Origin of the sequence: Streptomyces sp. NPDC093598 (assembly GCF_044764825.1) — a bacterium.
In the GTDB taxonomy this organism is placed as follows: Bacteria; Actinomycetota; Actinomycetes; order Streptomycetales; family Streptomycetaceae; genus Streptomyces.
Window position 1 is genome coordinate 594,903 of the sequence record NZ_JBIWIV010000004.1, and the last position, 20,664, is coordinate 615,566.

The 20,664-nt window shown below is 68.7% G+C and carries 23 protein-coding genes; 13 read left to right on the plus strand and 10 right to left on the minus strand.

Translation table 11 applies throughout. The features are described from left to right. Window positions 1-34: 34 nt before the first annotated feature. The 7 genes from ACIRDU_RS18065 to ACIRDU_RS18095 form a co-directional block, all read right to left on the minus strand. On the minus strand, window positions 35-958 hold the full coding sequence (locus ACIRDU_RS18065; RefSeq protein ID WP_403580340.1) for a type II secretion system F family protein: 924 nt from the start codon (window positions 956-958) through the stop codon (window positions 35-37). Further along, entirely contained in the window at window positions 958-1,908 is a 951-nt protein-coding gene (locus ACIRDU_RS18070; protein ID WP_403580639.1) for a type II secretion system F family protein, read from the minus strand. The genes ACIRDU_RS18065 and ACIRDU_RS18070 overlap by 1 nt, the downstream gene beginning before the upstream one ends. 46 nt (window positions 1,909-1,954) lie before the next feature. Further along, entirely contained in the window at window positions 1,955-3,262 is a 1,308-nt protein-coding gene (locus ACIRDU_RS18075) for a CpaF family protein (protein WP_403580343.1), read from the minus strand. Beyond that, window positions 3,259-4,149: a hypothetical protein gene (locus tag ACIRDU_RS18080; protein ID WP_403580346.1), complete on the minus strand. Its 891-nt coding sequence runs from the start codon at window positions 4,147-4,149 to the stop codon at window positions 3,259-3,261. Before ACIRDU_RS18080 ends, ACIRDU_RS18075 begins: the two co-directional genes overlap by 4 nt. A 17-nt stretch (window positions 4,150-4,166) precedes the next feature. Further along, window positions 4,167-4,904, minus strand: coding sequence for a hypothetical protein (locus ACIRDU_RS18085; protein WP_403580350.1), 738 nt, complete (start codon window positions 4,902-4,904; stop codon window positions 4,167-4,169). A 587-nt stretch (window positions 4,905-5,491) separates the two neighbouring features. Then, a complete protein-coding gene (locus ACIRDU_RS18090; protein WP_403580353.1) occupies window positions 5,492-5,689 on the minus strand; it encodes a hypothetical protein in 198 nt (65 codons plus the stop codon). Between the two features lie 118 nt (window positions 5,690-5,807). Next, entirely contained in the window at window positions 5,808-5,939 is a 132-nt protein-coding gene (locus ACIRDU_RS18095; protein ID WP_403580356.1) for a hypothetical protein, read from the minus strand. Between the two features lie 157 nt (window positions 5,940-6,096). On the opposite strand from ACIRDU_RS18095, the gene ACIRDU_RS18100 reads away from it, so the two are divergent. From ACIRDU_RS18100 to ACIRDU_RS18125, 6 genes are all read left to right on the plus strand, one after another. Beyond that, a complete protein-coding gene (locus ACIRDU_RS18100; RefSeq protein ID WP_403580359.1) occupies window positions 6,097-6,432 on the plus strand; it encodes a hypothetical protein in 336 nt (111 codons plus the stop codon). An 8-nt stretch (window positions 6,433-6,440) separates the two neighbouring features. Next, window positions 6,441-7,628, plus strand: coding sequence for a putative T7SS-secreted protein (locus ACIRDU_RS18105; protein WP_403580362.1), 1,188 nt, complete (start codon window positions 6,441-6,443; stop codon window positions 7,626-7,628). Next, window positions 7,625-8,254, plus strand: a complete 630-nt coding sequence (locus ACIRDU_RS18110; protein WP_403580365.1) for a hypothetical protein — start codon at window positions 7,625-7,627, stop codon at window positions 8,252-8,254. Before ACIRDU_RS18105 ends, ACIRDU_RS18110 begins: the two co-directional genes overlap by 4 nt. A gap of 7 nt (window positions 8,255-8,261) precedes the next feature. Then, window positions 8,262-9,152: a hypothetical protein gene (locus ACIRDU_RS18115; protein ID WP_403580368.1), complete on the plus strand. Its 891-nt coding sequence runs from the start codon at window positions 8,262-8,264 to the stop codon at window positions 9,150-9,152. Between the two features lie 62 nt (window positions 9,153-9,214). Next, entirely contained in the window at window positions 9,215-11,257 is a 2,043-nt protein-coding gene (locus tag ACIRDU_RS18120) for a hypothetical protein (RefSeq protein WP_403580371.1), read from the plus strand. After that, window positions 11,247-12,488, plus strand: coding sequence for a hypothetical protein (locus tag ACIRDU_RS18125; protein ID WP_403580373.1), 1,242 nt, complete (start codon window positions 11,247-11,249; stop codon window positions 12,486-12,488). Before ACIRDU_RS18120 ends, ACIRDU_RS18125 begins: the two co-directional genes overlap by 11 nt. A gap of 65 nt (window positions 12,489-12,553) precedes the next feature. On the opposite strand, the gene ACIRDU_RS18130 is transcribed toward ACIRDU_RS18125, so the two are convergent. Continuing rightward, a complete protein-coding gene (locus ACIRDU_RS18130; RefSeq protein ID WP_403580645.1) occupies window positions 12,554-12,778 on the minus strand; it encodes a hypothetical protein in 225 nt (74 codons plus the stop codon). 317 nt (window positions 12,779-13,095) lie between these two features. Between ACIRDU_RS18130 and ACIRDU_RS18135 the strand changes: the two genes are divergently transcribed. The 7 genes from ACIRDU_RS18135 to ACIRDU_RS18165 all read left to right on the plus strand — a co-directional run bounded on the left by ACIRDU_RS18135 (window position 13,096) and on the right by ACIRDU_RS18165 (window position 18,656). Further along, window positions 13,096-13,767: a hypothetical protein gene (locus ACIRDU_RS18135; RefSeq protein ID WP_403580376.1), complete on the plus strand. Its 672-nt coding sequence runs from the start codon at window positions 13,096-13,098 to the stop codon at window positions 13,765-13,767. Between the two features lie 65 nt (window positions 13,768-13,832). After that, window positions 13,833-14,849, plus strand: coding sequence for a hypothetical protein (locus tag ACIRDU_RS18140; RefSeq protein WP_403580379.1), 1,017 nt, complete (start codon window positions 13,833-13,835; stop codon window positions 14,847-14,849). A 531-nt stretch (window positions 14,850-15,380) separates the two neighbouring features. Next, window positions 15,381-15,686: a WXG100 family type VII secretion target gene (locus ACIRDU_RS18145; RefSeq protein ID WP_403580381.1), complete on the plus strand. Its 306-nt coding sequence runs from the start codon at window positions 15,381-15,383 to the stop codon at window positions 15,684-15,686. Continuing rightward, complete coding sequence (locus ACIRDU_RS18150) at window positions 15,683-17,035, plus strand: hypothetical protein (protein ID WP_403580384.1); 1,353 nt, start codon at window positions 15,683-15,685, stop codon at window positions 17,033-17,035. The genes ACIRDU_RS18145 and ACIRDU_RS18150 overlap by 4 nt, the downstream gene beginning before the upstream one ends. A gap of 46 nt (window positions 17,036-17,081) precedes the next feature. Beyond that, window positions 17,082-17,453, plus strand: coding sequence for a hypothetical protein (locus ACIRDU_RS18155; RefSeq protein ID WP_403580386.1), 372 nt, complete (start codon window positions 17,082-17,084; stop codon window positions 17,451-17,453). Continuing rightward, complete coding sequence (locus tag ACIRDU_RS18160) at window positions 17,446-18,078, plus strand: hypothetical protein (protein WP_403580389.1); 633 nt, start codon at window positions 17,446-17,448, stop codon at window positions 18,076-18,078. Before ACIRDU_RS18155 ends, ACIRDU_RS18160 begins: the two co-directional genes overlap by 8 nt. Next, complete coding sequence (locus ACIRDU_RS18165; RefSeq protein WP_403580392.1) at window positions 18,075-18,656, plus strand: hypothetical protein; 582 nt, start codon at window positions 18,075-18,077, stop codon at window positions 18,654-18,656. The genes ACIRDU_RS18160 and ACIRDU_RS18165 overlap by 4 nt, the downstream gene beginning before the upstream one ends. Before the next feature lie 775 nt (window positions 18,657-19,431). Here ACIRDU_RS18165 and ACIRDU_RS18170 read toward each other — a convergent pair. Both ACIRDU_RS18170 and ACIRDU_RS18175 read right to left on the minus strand, forming a co-directional pair. Next, window positions 19,432-20,028, minus strand: a complete 597-nt coding sequence (locus ACIRDU_RS18170) for a hypothetical protein (protein WP_403580395.1) — start codon at window positions 20,026-20,028, stop codon at window positions 19,432-19,434. A 96-nt stretch (window positions 20,029-20,124) separates the two neighbouring features. Further along, window positions 20,125-20,427: a WXG100 family type VII secretion target gene (locus tag ACIRDU_RS18175; RefSeq protein ID WP_033309092.1), complete on the minus strand. Its 303-nt coding sequence runs from the start codon at window positions 20,425-20,427 to the stop codon at window positions 20,125-20,127. Window positions 20,428-20,664 lie beyond the last annotated feature (237 nt).

Consider the following 20,664-nt stretch of genomic DNA (forward strand, 5'->3'; position numbering starts at 1 on the left):
AGTTGTGAAGGTCGCTGCAAGGCTCATGCACGGCTCACTGCACCTGGAACACCCGCATCGCCGCCGGAAAGATCAGGAACACCAGGAACCCGGCGCACAGCAGCAGCTGCGCCACGAGCATCGACTGGGACTTCTCGCCCGCGCTGCCCTCGATCTCGGCGAGTTCGCGGTGCCGCATGGTCTCGGCACGGGAGGCGAGGGACTCGCGGACCTTGGCGCCGTCGTCCGCGACCAGGGCCAGGGAGGCGGAGAGGTCCTTGAGCTCCTCGACGCCGATCTCCTCGCCGAGCGCGCCGAGCGCCTGCCACTGACTGACGCCGGTGATGCGGGCGTCGGACAGGGCGTTGCGGATGCGCTGGTTGGCCCAGCCGTCGGAGACCTCGGCCGCCGCCATCAGGGCCTCGGGCAGACCGCGTCCGCCGGCGAGGCTCATCGACACCAGGTCGAGGTACGCGCCGATCACGCGCCGCAGGTCGCGCCGCTTCTCGGCCGCGTCCCGCCGTACCTCCAGGTCGGGCAGGAAGAAGAAGACGGCCGCGAAGAGCAGGGCCAGCCAGACCGGGATGATCGGACTCCTGCCGAAGCCCAGCGTGTAGACGATGGCGAACAGGAACGGGCCGAAGAACAGGCCGGCCACACCCAGCAGCACCTTCGTCGCCAGGAACTTCTCCCAGCTGCGGTCCAGCACCGCGAGGTCCGCGCGCAGCGAGCGCTGCTCCCAGCCCTGCTGCAGGTAGAACTCCGAGACGCGCAGGCCGACTTCGGCCCGCAGCGCGCCCAGGCGTCCCTTCTCCCGTTCGACGCGGGCCGACTCGTAGGCGGAGCCGCGGGCCCGCATCGCGTCGATCCGCGCGACCTGTGAGACCGCGCTGCGCTTGCTGGGCATGAGGGCGCGGACGAGGGCGTAGATGCCCAGGCCGAGGACGGCGCCGACGACGAGCGGCATCGTGAGGTCCATCAGCGTGCCCCCTCTTCCTGCGGCAGCCGCTGCTGGGACTGCGCGTGCGACGGCGTCCTGGGGCGGACAAACTGGACGGAGGCCTCGTCGCGGACGAGGAAGCGCTCGGGCGTCTCGATGGTGGACAGCTTGCGCAGCCACCAGAAGCCGAGTGCGAACAGGCCGCAGACACAGGCCAGGACGAGCTGGCCGACGGCCGTTCCGTACGGCGCCACGAAGTCGCGGTTGAAGATCGACAGGCCGAGGACGAACGCGATGGAGACCGCGACGACGATCTGCACCGACCTGCGGGTGGACGCGCGCTGGGCCATGACCCGCTGGCGCATGTCGACCTCCTCGCGGGCCGACTTGGCCAGGGCGCCGAGCACTTGGCGCAGACCCGGGCCGCGCAGGCGGGCGTTGAGGATGAGGGCCGCGACGATGATGTCGGCGGAGGCGTCGTCGATCTCGTCGGCGAGCTGCTGGAGCGCCTCGGGCAGCGGGGTGCGGGCGCGCAACCGGTCCACGAGGGCGTCGAGGTGGGGCCGCAGGACGGGGGCCGCGGCGCGGGCGGAGGCCGGGATGGCCTGCTCCAGGCCGACGGCGCCGGCGATGGTGTCGCGCAGGGACTCCGTCCAGGAGGCCAGGGCCTCCACGCGGCGCATGGCGGCCCGTTCCTCGCCGGCACCGCCGAACAGGCGGTCCCAGAAGAAGACGAGGACACCGGCCGCGATGCCCGCGACGGCCCAGCGGGTGAGGACGAGGACGACCAGGCCGACGATGGCGGCGAGTGAGCCGCGCCGGCCGGCGAAGCGGATGAGTTCGCTCGCCCGCTCGGCGGCCTTCTGCTTCTCGTGGTCGGGCTTGGCGGGCAGTCCGCGGACGGCGATGAGCAGGAGGGCGAGTCCGCCGCCGACGGCGACGCCGCTCCCTATCGCGTACAGGACGGTGGTGGAGAACAGGCCGCCCATGGAGCCGAGCGAGCCGATGGCCGTGTAGGTCGTGTTCATGCCCGGCTCACCCCCAGGTCCCGGACGGCCGGTAGCCGTGTGCCATCAGTTCCTCCAGGCAGGCTATGGGGGCGTGCGGCACGATCCGGCCGTCGGGAGCCTCCGCGAACACCTCGCTGGACAGCACGCGTCCGTCGACGCCGTTGACCTCGCGGACGGAGGTGACCATGCGCTGGAGGCGGCCGCCGTTGCCGTAGTTGTTGCGCCGCTGGATGAAGACGACGAAGTTGACCGCGCCCGCGATCAGCATCTGGCTGGCCTCGATGGGCAGCCGTTCCGTGGCCTGCAGCGCGTAGGTGGAAATACGGTTGAAGACCTCGTGCGAGCTGTTGGCGTGGATCGTGGACAGGGAGCCGTCGTTGCCCTGCGACATCGCGTTGAGCATGGTGACGATCTCGTCGCCGAGGACCTCACCGACGATGACGCGGGAGGGGTTCATACGCAGCGAGCGCCGCACCAGTTCCGCCATCGAGATGGTGCCCTGTCCCTCGGAGTTGGGCAGGCGTTCCTCGAAGGCGACGACGTTGGGGTGCAGGTCGGGGAAGGTGTCGAGGCCGAGCTCCAGGGCCCGTTCGACGGTGATGAGGCGCTCGTGCGGCGGGATTTCGTTGGCGAGTGCACGCAGGAGCGTGGTCTTACCGGCGTTGGTGGCGCCGGCGATCATGATGTTCTTGCGGGCGCGGACCGCGCAGGCCATGAAGTGGGCGACCTCGGGCGTGAGGGTGCCGTTGCCGACGAGGTCGGAGATGAACACCTTGCCCATGCGCGCCCGGCGGATGGACAGCGCGGGGCGCCGGGTGACGTCCATGACGGCCGACAGTCGCGAACCGTCGGGCAGCCGCAGGTCGAGCTGCGGGTTGGCGGAGTCGAAGGGACGCGAGGACAGACCCGAGTACGCGCCCAGCACCTGGATGAGCTCGATGAGCTCCTCGTCGGTCTCGGCGACGGGTTCGCCCTGCACCTCGCGGCCGTCGGCGTACCCGACGAACACCTGGTCGCAGCCGTTGATGTCGATGTTCTCGACCTCGGGGTTGTCCAGCAGCGGCTGGAGCCGGCCGACGCCGAACAGCGCGGCGTGCACGGCGGCCGCGTACTGCTCCTCGGTCTCGGCGTCCAGCGGCGTACGGCCCGCGTTGATCTCGGTGCGGGCGTACTCCTCCAGGATCTGGGCGATGACGGCACGGGCGTACTGCCGTTCGTCCTCCGTGGACATCGGAGTGACGCCCGCGACCTGGTCCTGCCGGCGCTGCTCGGCGATGCGGTCGCCGGCGTCCTGGCGGAACCGCTTGACCAACTGGTGGTCGACAGCGGTCATGCGCCGGCCCCCGCGTGGCCCTGCATCTGGCCCGGGGCGTGCGGGGCGTGGTGGGCCTGGGGTGTCTGGTTGGCCTGGGCGGAGGCGGCCCACGCGGCGCCGTACTGCTGGTAGAGGTCGGCGGCGACCTTGCGGGCCGAGCGGATCAGCAGCGACTTGTCGAGACGCCCGCGCTTACGGCCGGCCAACTGGTCGGCGCCGGCCGGGTCGTCGGCGATGGTGCCGACCACGCGGGCCCCGGTCTGGGCGTGCACGAGCATGTCGTTGACCTGCGAGGCGAGCTTGCCGGCCGTGCCGGTGTCGGCGATCAGGACGACGCCGATCATCGGAGTGCCGAGGCTCGCGGCGCCGCGCGGTCCGCCGTGCAGCTTGCCCGCGAGGGCGGCGGCGCGGTCACGGACGCGGGCGATGGCCTCCGGCTCGGTGCGCGAGATCAGCAGCACGAGCGCGGCGTGCGGGAACAGTTCGACGGCCGGGGTGTCCCCGCTGATGCGTCCGCAGTCGGCGATGACGTCGGCGGCGGCGTGCGGGGAGTCGGCGAGGGAGTTGAAGGCGTGCCCGAGGGTCGGCCACAGCCCGGCCAGGCCGGCTGCCTGCTCGGCGATCCCGAGCCCCACGAGCACCTCGAGCCCGCCGCTCAGCGGCTGGACGTGGTCCCACAGCTGGTCGGGCACGAGGCCGCGGCGGGCGGTCGCGGCGATGGAGAGCATGCCGGTGTTGGGGTTGAGCGGTCCGCCGTGCGCGGCGGCACTGCGGTAGACGAGGTCACCGCCCGCCGGGTCCGCCTCGGCGAGCAGGACACGCCGCGGCCAGACCGCCGCGAGTGCGACGGCCGCGGTGGTGACGCCGGGGGAACCCTTGTCGGCGGCGAGAGCGATGAGCGCCATGGGTTGGGTGCCGCCTTCTAGTTGCCGGAGGTACCGGGGACCTGGACGAGAGCGACCTCGCCGTTGGAGGCGGCCTGGGCCAGGTCGGCGGCCTTGTCGCTGTCGACGGTCAGGGTGACCGCCAGGTTGGTGCTGCTGACGAGTTCGTCGCCGCTGTCCTTGGCGCTCGGGACGTAGGTGACGCGGGCGTTGTCGACGATGACGGAGTTGCTGGACGCCGACGACGACGAGGAGTTGCTGTTGCTGTTGCCCGAGCCGGTGGCGGAGCTGACGCGGTAGGCCGCGACGGTGTCGCCCTGCTTGATGCCGGTCGGGTACTGGCCGGCCTTGAGGGACAGACCCACGGTGGCCTTGCCGGCGGCGACACCCGCCTCGTCTCCGAACATCTCGCCGACCGCGACGACTCCGGCGGGGATGGCGCTGACGGCCTTCAGCTTCTTCAGCTGGTTCAGCTGGGTCCACTCGACGTAGTGGATGCTGTCGTCCTTGGCGACCATGACGGGGGTCGTGTTCGACGTGCTGACCGAGCCGCCCGCGGGGATGGCCTGCGTGACCTTGACGACCTCGATCCGGTCACCGGCCTGGAGCACGAGCATGGTCGCACCCAGCGCGCCCACCAGGATCAGCAGCACCGCGAGCGCGGCCAGCGCCGGTTTGCGCTCGCGAGGCGGGGTGGGAAGCCGGTCACCGACCGACGGCTGAGCCGGAGCGGCAGAACGACCTGCGCCCGCCCCCGTACGCTCTTGGATCTTCACGCAACCGCTCCCCGTACACCCAAGAAGATGTCTGTCATGTGCCTTCAAATTCGGACACTTCGCCCGCGGCGACCCGCACGGAGACGTGTGGGACGGGCCGGACGTACCCGCCCGACCTGGGCGAATAGCCAGCACTGGGGGTGAGTGTCAAGCCATCGCACCGTATCAGCCGCACATAAGCCCCTCAAGGCGCGTCCGGCCTCACGGGCCGCAGGGCGCGGCCTGTTATCCATCTGCAACGTCACGCCCGCCCAACCCGGCCGGGACCAGCGCCATATGACAGCCGGACCTGTGCGCCAGCGAATCGCCACCCGGCCCAACAGGCTTGCGCGAGCGGCTCGTTCGTTACCTGTCGGCCATCAGGCCTGCACGATTCACTCACGAAGTCGGGTGAGGCGTGGCACAGTCCTGCCCTCGTGAGGGTGACGGTCGTGAGCGTCGACGTCGCCCCTTCAGGGCATCGAGGTCCGGGGGGTTCAGGAGGCCAAGTCCGCCGACGACGTCACGGTCGACAAGCCGGCCCCTGCCCCGCCGGCCCTCGCGATGAACCAACTGGCCGTCGGAGAGCCGCAGGCGGATCCGACCCACTACGTCCCGAAGGGCAGCGCTTTGACGTACAACACGCTCATGACGTACGCCTCCCCGGGCAAAGCCGAGGCGGCGTCCGCCGGGCTGTCCAAGGGCGTGAACACCTGCGGCGACGGCTTCACGGCGAAGGCGAAGCCGGTGGCGCAGGCCGATGACGAGTCACTCGCGTTCCGCGCCACGACGACCTTCCAGGGCATCACCCACACCCATGCACGCCCAGACCATGCTCAGCGGTGGCATCGCCGCCGTCTCCTGCTCCGTCGACGGCATGGCCATGGTCCAGGACAGGCCGGGAGACGCGAAGCTGGACTGAAGTCACCGGTACCAGTCCTCTCCCCCGCTCTCCAGCGCTCTGCGCACATAGCCGGCCAGGTCCGAGGCCACGAGATTGCGTTCGTCCGTCTCGTGGTCCCAGACGTGGACACCGGCCCGCTCGGGCGTCCGCACGAAGGCGCCCCACGACCGCCCTCACCTCAAGCCCCGGCAAACCCGCTCCCATTCCCGACCCAAGCAACGCCCATCCTTTCACCAGCACCGGTCACACGCCGTGAACCCCTGCCTAGGATCACGAACGCCCCGCCCACCGGACCGCCGGGAACGCAAAGTGAGTGATCTGCGGCTCGAGGACACCGTCTTCGAGGACCTGAAGCGAACCTTCTCGACGATCTCCGACCGTATGGACGGCGCCCGGCGGACGTTGCGCGGTACGGACGGTTCGGTCGTCGGGGCGCCCCGGCTCGTCGACGACGTGCACGACTTCGCCGACGACTGGGCCTACGGCATCAAACAGCTCGGCAAGCACACCCATAACGCCGTCAAGATGATCAACAAGATCGGCGCGACCTTCGACAAGCTCGACCTGGAGCTTGCCGAGTCGATGACGGCCTCCAAGGCCTCCAAGGCCTCCAAGGCCTCCAAGGCCGCCGAAAAGGGGCGCTGACAGGCCGTATGGGACGCCCCTCCTTCCCTCACATCGGCTGGGACCCCACCCCCGGCGACGTCGAGCAGACCCGTGAGCTGGCCAAGCGGATCGGCGCTCTCGCGAGCGAACTCGGCACCGCCGTACGGGAACTGGAGCGCATCGAGTGCGGCGCCTGGAAGGGCAAGACCGCCGTCGCGTTCAGCGAGCACATCTCCACCGACGTCACGCCCCTGATCAGGAAGAGCTACGAGTCCTTCGACAAGGCCTCCCGGGCCCTGCACCGATGGGCCGGTCAGCTCGACGGGTTCCAGGACGAGGCGGACCGGCTGGAGAAGGAGGCCGCGGAGAAGCTCGACGCGCAGGCGGACGCCAAGGAGGGGACCGAGGCGTACGGCAAGGCCTCCGGGGACGTGAACGGCGTCATCCAGAGGGTGCACGGCCTGGAGGAGAGGTACCGGCACGCCGCCGGACTCGTCGGCCGGGACCTCGACAAGGCCGCCGGCATCGCACCCGACGAGCCCGGCTTCTGGGACCAGCTCGGGCACGGCATCGCCGACGCCTGGAACGCCACCGGCGAGTGGTTCAAGGACCACGCCGACCTCATCAAGACCATCGGCGACGTCCTGAGCCTGGCCGGCGGCGTACTCGGCATGCTCGCCATCATCACCGCCCCCTTCGAACCCCTCGGCGCGATCTTCGCCGCCGGCGCGATGATCGCCGGCGGCGCGGCCCTGCTGACCCACGCCGTCGCCAAGGCGGCAGGCGCGGACGTCTCCTGGACCGACATCGGCTTCGACGCGCTGGGCATCCTGCCGGGCGTGAAGGGGCTGACCGGCAGTGCCGAGCTGGCCAAGGGAGTCAGTGCGACCGCGCGGGCCGCGGAGCTGGGCGAGGGGTACCGCGGAGTCACCAGCGTCGGCAAGTCGTTCGTGCTGTTCGGCCCCTTGAAGGCCGCGCCCGTGGTGAAGCTCGGCGAGGGCGGCAGCCGTCTGACGCTGGCCGTCGAGAGCGGGCTGCAGAACGTCCGCAAGGGCCAGATCCTCGGCACCCAGGGCATCAACACCATCGCCTCGAAGCTGCCGTTCATCAAGGGCGAGGAGGCCATCGCCCCGATGAGCCGGGCGGGACGCGCACTCGACGCCTCGATCAAGGGCGGACTCAACGCCCTGAAGCTGCACACCATCGCCACGCACGACTTCGGGACCCACGCATGACCGCCCTGACCGTCGCCGACGCCACCCTGCCGCCCCTGGCCCTCCGCCTCCCCGAGGGCATCCACGCCATCGAGGTCTCCCTCGACCCGCAGGAACGCGCCGAGGCGGCACGGCGTCTCGTCCGGGACATCTATCCGCAGGGGGAGGAACCCCTGTGGAACACCATGAGCTCCCTCTACGGCGCCATGGCCGACGAACTGCTCACCGACGGCGTCGCGTTCTTCGGGATCGGCCTCTACGAGATCGCGGACGGCGGCGGAGTGGCGCACTGCGCGCTCACCCTGGCCGTCCACGAGCGCGGGGACGCGGACCCCGATGTCGTCGCCGAGGGCACCCGGGCCGCGCTGCTGGGCGACCCGCTGCGCGAGGTGGCCTGGCTGGACCTGCCGTGCGGCCCGGCCGTCTACGGCATCACCTTCCGGAAGCTGCTGGTGGACGGCGCGTACACCACGTCCGGGGTGGACGAGGAACTGGTCATGGGCCAGATCCAGGTGCACATCCCGTTCCCGGCGGGCCCCTACACGGCCGTACTGACCCTCGACACCGCCTCGGTGGCGCAGTGGGAGGAGTTCTCGCACGCCATGGCCGAGATCATCGGCTCGGTCGAGTTCCCCGGAGGGAAGTGACGCACTGATGGACTGGTACCCCGGCGCCGACGAGGATCTGCTGCTGCGCACCCCGGCCCGGTTCGCGAGCGGACTGGCCGCACCGGTCGCCGGATGCCGCTGGTTCCGCGACCCGCGGCGCGACGACATCCAGGGCGAACTCCCGGGCTGGCCCCCCGGCCCGGTCCACACCCTGCGCGGCACGGGCGACCGCGTGGCCCGGCGCACCGGCCGTGCCCTGGCGTTCGGAATCCCGCTCCTCGCCAACCTGGTCGCCAACATCGCAGGCGCCTCGGGCAGCCCTTTCGGCAGCGTGCCCACGACCGGAACGCCCGAGGAACGCGAGAACGAGATCGACGACTTCCCCGTCATGTGGGCCGCCCCCGGCACGCTCGCCCGCACCACCCCCTGGCAACTCGACCCGGACCGCCGCCCCGAGGGCTACACCACCGATCTGGTCCTGACCAGCCGCCGCCTGCTGTTCCTCGGCACCCGCACCGGCACCATCGCCAAGGCCGACGTCCTGGCCGAGTACCCGCGCGAGGCCCTCGCCGGCGCCCGGCGGATGCGCTTCAGCGAGGTCGAGGCGGATGTGAAGCTGACCTTCGAGGACGGTTCCTGGATCCGCCTGTTCACCGGCAACCCCGACAGCGCCAAGCGCCTGGCGAAGGTCCTCGAAGGCACCGTCGACGCCCTCCGGGAGAGCGACCTCACCCCCGGACAGCGCGACCGCGTCACCCGCTTCCTCGCCGCCCTCCCGGCCGGCGCTCAACTGCCCACCTTTCGACGCCTGTCGAGCGGCATCGTCCTGGCCGAGGCCCGTGTCCCGGTGAAGGCGGGCAAGGACCTCCACGAGACCCACTCGATCCTGATGGGCCCCTCCGGCGAACCGGCCAAGCCGCAACCGGGCGACCTGTAGCACTCGCGAAGCCCCGAGTAGAGTGCCGCGCGGACATCGAACGGACCGCGGGGGACTCACCGGTGAGAGCAGCCACGACCAACAACGCCTGCGCAGCACGGACACGGACACGGGCAAGGAGCAACGGCAGCGCCCGCGTTCTCCGACTGCTCCTCGCCCTCTGCTCGCTGACGGTTCTCTTCGCAACCGCCACACCCGCCGGCGCCGCGGACGCCCCCACTCAGGCCGCCTACCTCGCCGACCGCCTCCGCGAGAATCCGGTCTACGTCACCGACCAGCTCCCGCGCGAGGTCCCACGGTCGACAGCCCCCGACTTCGCCAGGCTCGCGAAGAAGACCGGCGTCCCGACCTTCGTCCTGGTCCTGCCCATGCAGAGCAGCACGGACGGCCGGCAGCTTCTCGGCGCGGTGCACGACCGGCTCGGGCGCGACGGGCTGTACGTCCTGTTCGAGGGGGCGGATATCGCGGAGGCCATGGCCTTCGGGGTCCGCGCCCCCGCTGATGCAGCCGTCACTGTCACCCGGTACGAAACTCCCTACGACGCGGGCCCGTTGCTCAGTTTCGAGCACTTCGCCGATGTCATCGCGCAGGGCGACGAGAAGGCCACCGCCCGCGCCGAGGCCGCTCGCGAGACGTACCGGGACGACGAGCCCGCCGAGATGTACATCGGCCCCTCCGACCGCCGCAACCAGTCCTTCCTCACGGGCATCCTGCTCACCGGTGTGCCCCTGTCGATCCTGTTGCTGGCGGCCTTCGCGACGCGCGGGCGTCCGAAGAAGCCCGCCCTGCGCCGGCTCGCCCTGGGCGCGGCTCTCCTCTCCGCCGCCGCCGTCACCCTCACCGCCACCGTCGTGTTCGACCAGACCAAGTCGAGCGCGGCGAAGCCGCCCACCCCCGCCGACCTGTCCGCCCGTGCGGAGCGAGTCGCGGCGGGTCTGAAACAGGACCCGGTGTACGCAGACCCGGAGAGCCCGCGCGTGCTCGACGCCCGGCAACTCGACCGTCTGCAAGAGCGGATCCGAGACTTCCGGCGCTCCGCCGGCGGCGGCCCGGTGTACGTCTCCCTCGTGCCGCAGACGCCGGAGAGCGAGTCGGCCGGTGACTCGGAACTGTTCGCCGCGGCGGTGCACGCCAAGGTGGGCGGGGACGGGGTGTACGTGGTCGCCGACCCGGACGACGGCACGATCGACGTCTACAACCACGGCCTGCGCCTGGACTCCGGCCACCTGTCCTTCGATCTGCCGGACTCCGTGACACTAGGTGACAGCAGGGCGGACGAGGCCGACGACCACCTCCTCGGCGAGCGTCTCGACACGCTGATGACCTTCCTCGACAAGACCCCGCGCACCGACCGGCCACAGTCCGAGCCCGCCCCGGCCGCCGCCCCGAGGGCCGCGGACGAGAACACCCTCCCGCCCCTGTTCTCAACGGACTTCTGGCCGGGCCTGTTCGTGGGCGCCTTCGCGGCGCTCCTGCTGTCGGGCCTCGTGGCCGGGGCGGTGTGGATCGTCCGGGTCCTGCTGCGGCGGCGCTCCCCCGTGCCCGAGCCGTCCGACCGGCTGCCGCTCACCGCCCCGACGGAACCGACCACGTCCTACCTCCGGCACACCGCCTATGCCGAACTCACCGCCCTGGTCGCCGGGTTCACCGATCCTGACGACCGCGCCCGCGCCTGGGACCACCTCGACGCGGCGTTGCTCCTGGTAGACGGCGACCCCGGCCGCACCCGGGAACCGGGGACGGATCCCGCGACCCTGGTCGCCGTCATCGTGCTCGCCCGAGCGGGCCGGGCCGCGCTCACCGGAGGGGCGGCCGACCGGTGCTGCGGCGTCAACCCGCTCCACGGGCCCGCCGCGCACCGCCACCACGTCCGCGTCTCGGCCGAGGGCAACAGGCGCCGCCTGCTTCCCGTCTGCGAGCCCTGCCGCGACACCGCCGTCGCCGAACCCGGCGGCATCCCGGGCCGGTTGCTGAAACTGCCCGACCCCTCCCTCGGCAACACCCGCATCCCCTACTACGACATGACCGACGGCCCCCTGACCGCCGTACCCGACGGCATCGCCCGGCTCATCGACAAGGTGAGGGAGACCGCAGGTGTCCACTGACGTGAAGCGCGTGATCACCACCCTCGCGGCGCTACTGCTGACCGCGCTCACCACCGCCACCGCCACCGCGGCGGACGGCGCCACCCCGAGTGCGGGGCAGCGCATCGCGACCGCCCTGCGCACCTCGCCCGTCTACGTCGACGAGGCCTACGCAGACGCCGTACCGCCGACCCGGCAGCGGCAATTGGCGGACCGGATCCGCCGCACGGGCCTGCCCATCAAGGTCGTGCTCACGCCCCTCACCAAGGGCGACGCCTTCGACGGCGACTCCGAGGTGCTGGCCGGGATCGTCCGTGACCGGTTCCCGGACCAGCGCGAACTCATCGTCATCACGACGGACAGCGAGTTTCCCGACTCCCTGGAGGGCTACGAGTGGCCCGCTGACAGCCACCAGGCTCGGGATGCCGTCGCCGCCACAGGCTTCCTGGACGAGATGCGGGACTCGGGGCTGGCGGACCTGACCGCGAAGGCCGTGGACCTGGTGGCGGAGGGCAAGGGGGCGCAGCGCTACGAGGAGGCGACGAGGGACCTGGGCGGATCGTCCCCACCCGCGGAATCCGGTTCCAAATCCGGTTCTGAGTCCGGGTCCGGGTCCGGGTCCGGCATGACCGGCTGGTGGCTGTTCCTCGCCGTACCGGCCCTTGCCCTGACCGTGCTCGTGACCCGCGCCGCCCTGCTCCGTTCCCGGCGGCCCTCCCCGGCCGTCCCCCAACTGGTCTTCGCCACGGCCCGCGCGGCCGACGAGGCGCAGGTACGGCGCCGTGCGGAGTCGGAGATCCTGGCGCTGGGCGAGGCGACCCAGGCCGCCGACGCGGCCGCGACCCCCGGTCTCCAGCAGGCCCTCGACGCGTACGCGGCGGCCGGCACGGTCCTCGACGAGGCCCGGGGCCTGCCGGACCTGGCGGGCGCCCTGGCCCTGGCGCAGGAGGGCCGCGACGCGCTGACCGGCTCTCCCGGCCTACCCCTCTGCTTCTTCAACCCCCTGCACGGCCGCGCCGACCTCCGCACCGGCTGGCGTCCGCTAGGCCGCCGGGACCGGCTCGACGTGGCGGTGTGCCAGGAGTGCGCTGACGCGCTGCGGAACCGCCGCGCCCCGGAGGTGCTCACCGACACGGACGAGAACGGCCGTACGGTGCCCTACTTCGAGGTCCCGGCCGGACGGAGCGCGTGGGCGGCGAGCGGGTACGGGTCGCTGATGCCCACGTCGGCCGGTCTGAGCAGGACGCGTTGATCAGCCGGGCGGCCGGTTCTCGCGCAGGGCGCTGAACAGCGCGCGGGCCCGGCGGTCGTTCCACTTCACTCGGTGTCCTCGGCGAGGGTGTCCTCGCTGACCCCACCGACACCGAGCACGGCGTCCCGCCGGAACGCCCCGATGGCACCCGGCTCGGTCGGGGCGCTGTGGGGCCTCCTGGCGGGAGCGGCATTGGGCATGCGTGTCGGTGCGCTGCTCACGAGGTCAGCGGACAGCAGGCGCAGGATGACCGGCGACGCGAAGTCCTTCGCCCGCACCTCGACGGCCATGCTGGGGTGGTGCCTGTGCGTCTCCCAACTGGGTTGGCTCCTGCCGACGTGGGCAATGGTGGCCGTCGGGGTCCCGGCGCCGTTTGTGTTGTTCGTGGTGGCGGCGCGCGATGAAGGGCGACTGGGGCGGTGGGTACAGCTGAGGCAGATCGAGCTACCGCGGGGAGCACTCCACTGAGGCAAGTCGGCTCACGCCGGAATGACCTGTACATCCGGCAATGCCCGTGTCTTCGCGGAAGTTCGCGCTGGTGAAACTGGAAAGCTCACCGGTACCGTCAGTGCACCAACCAAACTTCTGTCTCTCACGGGGAGTCACTGTGAAGCGCCGCTCATTGCCCGTTGCTGCCGCCTTGACGGTGACGGCAGCACTGCTGTCGACGGCCTGCGGTAGCGGGGACGACAAGTCCGGCGACAACAACAAGATCGCCGGCGTCGGCCAGGCAGCGGAGTCCCCGAAGAAATCTGCGGATTCCCCGGCTGCACCGGCGGAGGACAAGCCGGACGGCGTGGACGTGTCCCTGCCGAAGGACATGAACCTGGTCTTCGACTGGGACAAGCCGAAGGACAAGAACGAGGCGGCTGCGATGGATGATGCCGCGAACTACCTCCGGGCCATTTATCGGGGCGTCGCCAAACGCACGACCAAGGACGCGGCAGTCACCACCTACTCCACCGGCGAAGGGCTCCACTACGCCCAGGTGCAGATCAACGAATGGATCAAGGGCGGCTGGACGGCCGAAGGCACGCGACGCCACTACGACTCCACCACACGCTCCGCCCCGAACGGCAAGTCCGTTGAGGTGGCGTTCTGCGCGGACACGGGGAAGTTTTACGGCAAAGAGGTCAAGACGGGGAAGGTCGTGAAGACCAAGCCGAGCCTCAAGGACTTCGGCTACTACAAGGTTGTCATGGTCAAGGTCCCGACAGGCGAAGGCCTGTGGCAGGCATCCAAGGTGTTCGTCGAGACGAGCGCGGAGAAGTGCCGGTGAGCCGTTCCCTCTCCTCAGTTCTCGGCGTCGGCACTGCTGCCTTGATTTTTGCGGCCAGTGCTCTCTTGCTCACGGCACCCGACGCTGCGGCGGAACCCGTGGACTTCGGCAAGGGAGGTGGCAAACAGGAGACGGGCGGCACCAATGAAACTGGCATCTATGCCGCCGCCCGCATCCAGTACTCCGGATCCGTGGCCAAGGGTGGCGGCACCGGAAATGTGACGTCCTCGGATGTCAACTGGACGCCACCGCCGTGCTGGTACGCGCCCTACCTCGGAGCCAAGGACTTCAAGGCGAAGATGTCCAAGGACATCGAGCGGGAGCTGAACACACCGGGAATGGGCGGGACCGCGGGCTCGGCGATCGGCGAGAAGAAGCGCCACTACGAAGACAACTACGGTTGGACCGACACTCCCGGCTACAAGGACTACAACGTCGAGAACGACGGCAAGGGGATGTTCTGGGCCGGCGTCGAGAACCCCGACGAGCCGGACTACCTCAAGCGGACCTCATGCACCGACCTCCCCTTCTGGGTCGAGAACGGCGAGGCCCCGCCGCCCCAGTACGAAGAGGCCATCTCACCGGAGATACTCGCCGCTCTCGCCTACCAGCACATGCAGCTGCCCGACACCAAGGTCACTCTCGCCCCCGAGGCCAACACCAAGGTGAACCTTCCGACCTGGGCCTGGCTCGACAAGGCCGTCTTCGACGAGGTCCAGGCGACGGCGGCCCTCAACGTACCCGGCTTTAACATCCAGGCCACCACCACCGCCAAGCCGGTGTCCCTCAAGCTGGAGCCGGGCACCAAGGACGCCGTGACGTACCCGGCCTCGGGCGAGTGCGTCATCAACGCCGACAACTCCATCGGCGAGCCATACGCCAAGGGGAGGGCCGATGAGACACCGCCGTGCGGAATCAGGTACCTCCGCTCCTCCGGCGACGGCACGTACAAGCTCCGGGCCACCATCACGTGGGAAATCGACTGGACCGGCACCGGCGGCGCGGGCGGAGACCTCCCGGACGGCACCTTCGGCAACGCCCAAGACGTCACCGTCCAGGAGATCCAGTCCGTCAACAGGTAACTCGACGGCCGGCCTGCGGCTCCCCATGCGCAGGCCGGCAATCACTTCACGAGCGACGGTCACGGCTCGATAGGGGTAGTCGCACTGAAGGGCTGGGCGCAGCAGCTTCCCTGGTGCCTTGACCGGTACAGCAACGGCCGGGAGAGGACACAGGCGCTGCCTCTGCGACTGGCTCTCTCGCGGCGCTCCGTGCGCCGCTCATGAGGGTCCAGACCTTCACGACAGCCTCACCAGACCTCTGGGTACGCTCACCAAACCCTTCCCGTCCCACAGGGGGATTAGTCCGTCATCGCCCCTTCTGCTCACGCCCCTACAGCTGTTCGCTGTGGCGAAACCAGCAACACCAGCGCTAGCGTTCGGATGCTTGACTAAGCCTTTAGCCTCACGGGGGAGTTACCTTGAACCGCCAGCCTTTGCTGGTTGCTGCCGCGCCGAACATGCACGCCCAACCTCCGCCCGCGCAACACGAATGCCGACAAACCCGACAAAGCACCGTCACGCGGCATCCGTGCGAGAAGCGAGGCTGATCTCATGACAGACGACTCCGACCTCATCGTCAACGTCGACCTACTCGTGAAGTCGGAAAGCAGACTCAAGAGTATTCACAAAGAGCTCAAAAACCTCAATAACCGCAAAGATGACATGAGCTCTTATTGGGGCAGTGGCGAAATAGCGGATGCCATGGGCGAATTCGTCAACAACTGGGACGACCACCGCAGCAAGCTGCTCGAAAACCTCGAAGGAGTGAGCAAGCTCGTGAAGTCGACAATCGACGGCTTCACCGGCGCGGACAAGCAGTTGGCCGACGAGCTGCGGAAAGCAAGGAAGAAGAAGTGACGACCCCTTCTAAAGCCCGCCCGCGCGACTGGCACCCCCTTGCGGACTCCGACCCTGTGCCGGGCGACCCGGAGGAGATCCGGCGCGAAGTACGACACATGAAGTCCGTCGCGAGTTCGCTCCGCGAGCAGACGAAGATGTTGCGCGGAATCGGGAACGACAACGAGCTCAAGGGAAAGTACGCCGCAAAACTCAAGGACGAAGCGGACGACCTCGAGAAGCGCTTGGGCCAGGTGGCGGACCGCTATGAGCGAGTTCACGGGCACCTGACCAACTGGGCGAACGACCTTGAGGATTTCCAGACCGAGGCCGACAAGGTCCTGGCCAACGCGAAGAAGGAACAGGAGAACCTCGACGCGGAGAAGGCCAAGAAGGAGGCCGGGGACGACAAGAAGCCGAGCGCGTCGCCCAGCGGCACGAAGGGCGACCCACTCCAGGACTATCGAGACCAGCTCGACCGCATCAAGGGCAACCGTGACGAGCGCGCCCGCCACCACGCCAACAAGATCCGCGACCAATTGGACGACGCGATCGAGGACAGCCTGTGGGATGACTTCAAGGGCTGGATGCACGACAACATCGACACGATCAAAATCGTGCTGGACGCCCTGGGCTGGGCGGCCACGATCATCGGCGTCATCGCCCTGTTCATTCCCGGCCTGAATCTTCTGGCGCTCGCCCTCGGTGGCATCATCCTCGTCACGAGAGGCCTGCTGGCGGCGGCGGGCGAGGCGAGCTGGATGGAAGTGGCGATGGATTCGATCGGCCTTCTCACCATGGGGGCCGGACGGGCAGGGCTGACCATGTTGAAGGGGGCCAACGCCGCGACGAAGACCGCCGCCATCGCCTCCCGCACCTCTCGCGTCAAGACTGGGCTGGCCGCGCACAGGTCCATGATGAACTCGCTACAGCGGGACATCGCGAATACCGCGGACGAGGGCGCGAAGAAGTTCTACAAGGACCTTCTCACCTACACTCGGAAGAAGATCTCAGGCGAAGCCGGACTGGTGACGAAGGAACTTCCCCAGCCAAGTGCGGCGTCCAAGTGGGCGCATCTCGGTGACGACGAGCTCGCCGCCCATGCGTCACAGTTCGCCAAGAACGCGGCTGCCTTCCCGGAGGCGGCCGTCGGGAACACCGCGAAGGCTCGGGCCGGCTACGGCATTGCCATGGCCTCCATCTACGCTGGAGCCGGCGCCGACGCCACGGACAAAATTTTCGGTCAGAGCGACGCATGGAGTGCGGCGTCCAAGGGCACGGACGGCATCCTCCCCGACAAGTGGTCCAGCGACGGTTACAACGACTGGAAAGAGAACACATGGAAAGCGCCGATCGGCTCCACGTGGTAAGTGCCGGCACAGGAAGTTTGAGAGTCACATGACATCACAGGGGAACATGTCCGGCTCCCTCGTCGACCGACTGGGCGGCGGGGGCGTGGCACTGGCACGACTCTGCACCATCGTGCCCTTTGCGTACCTTTTTGTCTACGTCGGCGGCGCCTTCTTCATCCCCAAATCACTGGGTCCCGCCTGGGTGTGGCTTCAGCGGGGAGTCGTCACGGCCGCCATCGTGTGCCTGCTGGTCCTTTTCGTTCAACACCCGCGCCCCGACCGCCGCCCCGCGGGCCTGACCCACGCGATGGCCATCTCGTTCATGCTCGTCCTGCCAGCAATCGTCACGAGTTACTGGGTGGGAGTTTTCGGGGCTCTCCTGACACCTCTTCTGGTACTCGGCTCCGCGATCCGGGAAAGGGCTCGACGTGCCTGAGACCATCGACACCACGACCGCAGCCCCCATCGGCTACAACCTCGTACCGCCGCCCGGCTGGGCCATGATCCCGCTGCGGGAGGGCACAAGCGAGGCCATCAAGCGCATCGTCGACCGTTCCGTGGACGAGCTGCCGGACAACATCCCTCGAGATGACCTGTCCAAGGCGCGGATGGAGCTGATCAAGCGGCTCAAGAGAGTGGCCCGGCAGGCTCGCGAAACGCGCGCCATGGATATCCATCTGCCGGTCGAACGCGTGGACGGAATGGCCCTTCCGGCCTCCTTCATCGTCTCCGAACCCCTTACCGCGCCAGCGGCGTCCCTGGATTCCGGTTTGATCCTGAGCTCGCTCCGTCCCGATGCCTCGCAGAGCGAGGAAGTCACCATCGACGGCGCAACCGGCTTCCGTATGGACGGCGTGGCCCAGCCCGACACCGACAAGGATGTCGAATTTGCCTCACGGCGCGTCGAATACCTCCTCCAGATTCCGGACTCTACCCCGCCCGCATGGCTGACGATCTCTTTCAGCACCGTCGCGGACGGGCGTCCGGACGGCGAGATGGCGGACCTTCTGGTCGATCTCTTCGACGCCGTGATGACTACGTTCCGCTGGAGCCATCGATGAAGTATGTGGACACGGACTCGGAGACGCTCCAGTGGTTTCCGACCCCTATGCACTGGAGCAGTGAGGGTGAGCGGGAGGAATGGGCTGAGCTCTGCGCCTTGGCTGTACTTCACGCGCACGAGGAAAAGCCCAAACGACGCAGGGTCAAGGCGCTCCGCACGTTCCTCGCCGCATATGTCAAGGACTTCTCGAAGCTGACGCCAGCGGACCAAGCCTTCCTGTTCATCCCAGTCCCCGACCAGATGCCGATCCCGGCCTTCCTCCTCATGGCCGAGAGCGAAGGCGACCGTGACACCACCCTGCGGCAGATCATCCAGGCCGACGCCGAGAGCCTGATCCGCCCCGTGGAGGTGGAACCGTTTCCTACCGAGCGCCTGGGCGAAGGCCTCCGTTCTACCCGCTACTGGTCGACCAAAGAAGACCAGCTCATGGTGACCGTCCGATACGGCTGGCGCGCCGAAGAGTCCGGAGTCGACCTCTGCTTCTACATAGTCTGGAACGACCCGGGTCACATGGCGGCCTACGCGGACGCGGTGGACGATTTCGCCAGAAGCCTGTGGATCAGTGACGCCCAGTAAGAAGCAGGGAATTACGTAGAGTACGCCTTCTGCTTGTCAGTACTTTCAGGGTAGATCGCTCTGATGAGAGACTGGTGATCACCGAGACCGTTCGCGCTGTCGCGTAGCCCGTTCCCTCAGGGAAATGCACCTCAAGCGCCACCTCTTCGCCGTTGCTGCCGTGCTGCTGGAGACCGGGCGAGATCGCAGGGGCGCTTCAGCGTGAACACCTGCGGGTTACTCGGCTGAGCACCGCGATCTTCGTCGCCGCAAACCCGCAAGATGCTTCCAACCTTGCCATAGCGGGCTGGATGGCATTGCTGCTTCACGTGCTGGATGGCCCAAGGTTGAACGCATGCGCCATCGTGCGGGTTCAACTCGATTGCGCAGCGAGTTCCGTAGCGTCGGCCTTCTCCGATGGAGCCGTGGTGCATTCTGTGCGCTACGTCGGGACATTGGTCAGCCAGTTCGCCGAGGCGATGTCCTCTGCCTGGGCCGCGGGCACCGGGTCCTTATTGCAGTCGACGCGGGTGCTCTGCCGGTCCGTGGGACAAACGGTGCTGTCCCGACCCACAGCTCGCCGAAGTACAGGGTGCGGTCCTCATCGGCAGTGGAGTGGCGTGGCTCTTCGTCTGCCGTCGACGCGCTGCTTCGTTCGGGAGACGCCAGCGAACTCGGGCCGCCCGCCTCCAAGGCCACCACCGAGGCGCTGTCCGACGCGGGCATGCCGGTAACGAAAGCTTAGTCGGGATACAGATACCGGGTGGTGCGGCCAGTGAGGCCGCGGCTTTGCGTGCTAACGCCGCCGTGCCGCCCGACTCTTTCCCTTGCCCTTCTTTCGAAGCCTCCGCACCCTCTCCCGCTCCTGAGCCCGCCGTTCCTCGGCCCGTGCCCTGTTCCAGCGATACAGGAGCCAGCCCACCAGACCGGCACTGACGGCGTAGGTCAGGAACGCGGTGCCGGTCCCGGGAATGTACGCACAGTCCGAGGACCGGCAGTTCTTGCTGCGCAGCCCGCTGAGCAGATACAGAAACGGGCCGAACGCCAGCGCACAGCAGACGGCCGTGAGGACGGCATGCCAGGCGCGTGTCAGGCGGGTCGTGGCTGTGGTCAGAGACGCGGCGCGGAGGCCTGCCGTCGCACCGAAGACGGTGATCAGTCCGAGGGCCGCACCGACCGTCCAGAAGCCGCCCGGTACTTCCGCCAGTTCAGGGATCGTCTCGCGCGCGAGGCGTTTGGACAGGCCCATCACCAGCAAGATCGCTGCCAAGGTTGCGACAAGGAAGACAACCACCCCGGCGACACCGAAACCGTTGCGAACCCCGGATCGGCCGCCATCCTCGGCTTCTCCGTCGGCCGGCTTTCCGGTCTGTTCGGCGAGAGGCTCAGCCACTCGTCGTCCCCCTCCCCCGCTAACCCGTCCTCAGTGCGGGCGGTGCGGCGGTGCGTCCGCACACCCCGCCGCACCGCCCGCACGCTCAGCAGAACGTCACTTGCTCCGAGCCTGCTTCGCAAGCTCCTCATCGATCTGCTCGAACTTGTCCGCAGCCATGGTCAGGTAGTCACCCATGCCGTCCAGACCGTCCAGCGTGTCCTTCATGCCGCGTACGAACTCGTCGAAGTTCTCGTCGAACGCCTTCGACGAGCTCTTCGTGACGTAGCCGCCCTGCACGAGGTTGTTGATGTACTTCTTCAGCCCCTCGAGCTTCTCCTGGAGCTTTTCCTTCTCCTTCACGACATGCTTGGCTGCATCCCGCATGTCCTGATATGTGACATCAAGGTCCTTGGCCATGAAGCCGCTCCCTTTCGCAACGCCGCAGGGCCAACCCCCGTGGCTTCCCTGTTTGCGGACTCATCGGCCTGGAAGCCGAGTTGGCGGCCGCGGCCGGCAACCGATGTGATCGTCCGCTCTTGCGTCAGCAGCTTACGGGTGTGGCCTGTGGTGCCACATCCCCGGCTTGTGAACGAGCCGTCATGAAAGCGTGTACGCCGTTGCCATCGGGAACGGCGCGGCGCCTCCCCATTGCCC